Raw genomic sequence first — 2,906 nt, forward strand, 5'->3', positions numbered from 1 at the left:
CCAGCGCCACTTTCATTAGCATACCAATGTCATTGGAAGCATCAGGAATTTCGTCAATCAGTCCAATCTGCTTGAGGTATTTTGGTGTAATGGACAGGGCAATGGTGTCACCAATCGCTTCGTGGAAACCGTCATTGGCAGACGTACGATAAAGCAGCGGTTCACCTTTATACGCGCGCTGATAGTAGTTGTGGCCCAATTCATGGTGAATGACGTTAAATTCTTCGCCGGTGATCTGGATGCACATCTTAATACGCAAATCATCTTTGTCATCTAAGTCCCAGGCAGAAGCATGGCACTGTACATCGCGATCAGCGGGTTTCTGGAATTGTGAACGCTCCCAAAAGGTCTCTGGCAGTGGGTCAAAGCCTAACGATGAGAAGAACGACTCAGCCTGTTTGACCATTTTAAGTTCATCATAGCCCTGATCAACCAATGCGGCAGTCACATCCGGAACTTTCATTTCCTGCTCGGGTTTAACCAGGTCGTACACATTGCCCCATGACTGGGCCCACATGTTACCCAGTAGGTGGGCTGGAATAGGTTTATCCTGAGGTACAACGTCATTGCCATAGAATTCACCAAGTTTAGCGCGCACATGGCAATGCAGAGATTCATAAAATGGTTCTACCTGATTCCACAAGCGGTCCAGTTCTTTCGGGAAATCAGCAGCCTGCATATCGTATTTGCCACGCCACAGTTCACTGACATTAGCAAAACCCAGCTCGTGTGCGCCTTCATTGGCCAGTTCAACCTGTTCGGCGTAGAGATCTTTCATTGGCACTGCAACTTCGCGCCAGCCTTTCCAGAATTCCAGTAGCAGGTCCGGGTCGCGAGAGGTCGACATTTGCGCGCTCATTTCAACCAGGCTGAAACATTCATCGTCGCTACGACAGTATTTACCTGCACCATACATACCGCCTAGATCTGAGCCAATTGCTGCCAGACGTTCAGATTTCTTGGGGTCTCCTGGAGGCGGCATGGTTAAACCGTAGCGCAGCAAATCAAGTTGGCGACGGGTATCGGCATCCACTTCCACATGATTAAACCTGGCTGCTTCTTTGGCCAGTTCAGCCACACGGGCAGACAGCTGTTCATCCATATAAGCTGAGACTTTAGCGGTATCCACATTAATATTCGTGGCATAGCTCCAGGCTGCATGGGCTGCGGGTAGCTGAATCTTTTCAATATCAGACTGAGCCTGAGCCAGGAAATCTTTGGCATCTTGTGCGGTGGGCATGGGTTCGGTGGTGGCAGTGTCAGATGCAGAGTCGTTACAACCCCACAGCGCAGCACTCACCAGCAAAGCGGCTAGTGTTTTTCTGTGTTGGTACATGCGGTTTCCTTGATCGTTTTTATTTTTTCATAGCTCGTCCTTCGACCCGCTCAGGACAGCGCCCTTCGACGGGATAAGGAGACATTACTTGTCGGTTGGTGAGCTTGTCGAACCACACATTACTACAGATTTAAAGGTAAGCGTAGCCCTTATTAGACGGGCATTTGTTACAGTGATTGTATATATGCCATACAGCATTTCTTAAATTTTTTTCCGCTACCACAAAAGCATTCATCATTACGGCCTGGCTGAAATATACCGCAATCACTATGTAGTGTGCCGTCAACGTAACGCCATTGACCGTCTTCCTGCACGAAATTAGATGTTTCGTGCAACACCCCTAACTGCCGGTCGGCTACATAGAAGGCTGAAAATTCAACCTGATTTGGATGGATGTCTTTGTGAGTATGCACGCGTAATGCTAACCAGTTTGTGCCACTCGCGGAGCGTTCAAGTTCAGCTACATTTAGCGGCTGACGTTGCGCCTGGGCATAGGTGGCCAGTACATAGTTGTAATTAGCTAAGTAGTAAGCACTGTAGCGCGAACGCATTAATGCTTCGGGGGTAGGGGCGAGAGAATTTCCGGAGAGATAAGGTTGGCAACACTGAGTAAAAGGCTGTTTGCTGCCGCAATAACACACTGTAGACATGGCGAACTCAACACAACAAGGTTCGCCAGATTGTACGTGTACTCGTGCGACTTACCAAGGCCCCATAACGACGTTTTCACAGCTGACATCTGCGTTTTGCGCCTGTACGGTCAGATTAATCAGTGACACAGCATACTTATCGCATAACTGTTGGATCAGTACTTTGTCGCTGGCAGGTAACGTCAGGTTTTCAACATAGATAGTGCTGCACTGGCCACTGGTAATCAAACGGCGAATCCACATGGGTACTTTTTCCTGATCAGGCTTTTGGATACGAATGCCATGACAGACGTCTTTTTTAAACGCCAGTGAATCAGCCAGTAAGTAAGACCAACCTTTAGTTTTGCCCGGTATGTAAGGAAAACCTTCGAAAGGTAGCGGTAACTGTACGACGTTGTTGATAGCAGGTTGTTGTGTTGACATGATGTACTCGCTTGTATGTTTATACAGTGTATGGGTATACAGTAGTACTGTATAAATGAACATGCAAGCGTTTTTTGTGTTTTTTTCGTACGATAGTGAAGGCGATGTATTGAGCGTGTTTTACCGTTTTCGAAGCAACAACATCGCACTAATAACCAGTGATGCACCTATCAGTTGAATGACTGACAGAGGTTCTTCCAGTAACCACCAGCTAAAGAACAATGTTAAAACCGGGCCCAGAGTGCCCACTAATGCCGTATGTGGCGCACCAATGTGCTTCACTGCAGCGGATTGCAAAAATACTGGCAATACCGTTGAAAACACAGCCATACCGGCACAGTACCAATAAACAGGTGCAGGTTGTATTAAGGCATCAAGAGGATTGGCCAGCAGGTAATGTAGCTGCACCGCCACAATTGAGACCAGCATTGCCAATACCGAAAACCTGGCAGAGCCAATACGCTTAATCGATACTTCCGAAAACGCACTGTAAATTG

4 protein-coding genes are annotated in these 2,906 nt (G+C 47.6%); all 4 read right to left on the reverse strand.

Annotated features, from left to right (window positions below):
* Nucleotides 1–1,336, reverse strand: a 1,336-nt coding sequence (locus ACQY6F_RS18620; protein ID WP_428776585.1) for a M2 family metallopeptidase, incomplete at its 3' end; no start/stop codon positions are given.
* 167 nt (nucleotides 1,337–1,503) lie between these two features.
* A complete protein-coding gene (locus tag ACQY6F_RS18625) occupies nucleotides 1,504–1,986 on the reverse strand; it encodes a YchJ family protein (protein WP_428776587.1) in 483 nt (160 codons plus the stop codon).
* A 51-nt stretch (nucleotides 1,987–2,037) separates the two neighbouring features.
* Nucleotides 2,038–2,409: a hypothetical protein gene (locus tag ACQY6F_RS18630; RefSeq protein WP_428776588.1), complete on the reverse strand. Its 372-nt coding sequence runs from the start codon at nucleotides 2,407–2,409 to the stop codon at nucleotides 2,038–2,040.
* A 120-nt stretch (nucleotides 2,410–2,529) separates the two neighbouring features.
* Nucleotides 2,530–2,906 (reverse strand): EamA family transporter (locus ACQY6F_RS18635; RefSeq protein ID WP_428776589.1); only part of this gene is annotated, 377 nt, incomplete at its 5' end.

The sequence above is a fragment of the Vibrio sp. genome (genome assembly GCF_050299255.1).
GTDB lineage: Bacteria > Pseudomonadota > Gammaproteobacteria > Enterobacterales > Vibrionaceae > Vibrio.

Coding starts and splice junctions, on each gene's coding strand:
- ACQY6F_RS18625 (WP_428776587.1), bottom strand. CDS start 1,986: ATGTCTACAGTGTGTTATTGCGGCAGCAAACAGCCTTTTACTCAGTGT.
- ACQY6F_RS18630 (WP_428776588.1), bottom strand. CDS start 2,409: ATGTCAACACAACAACCTGCTATCAACAACGTCGTACAGTTACCGCTA.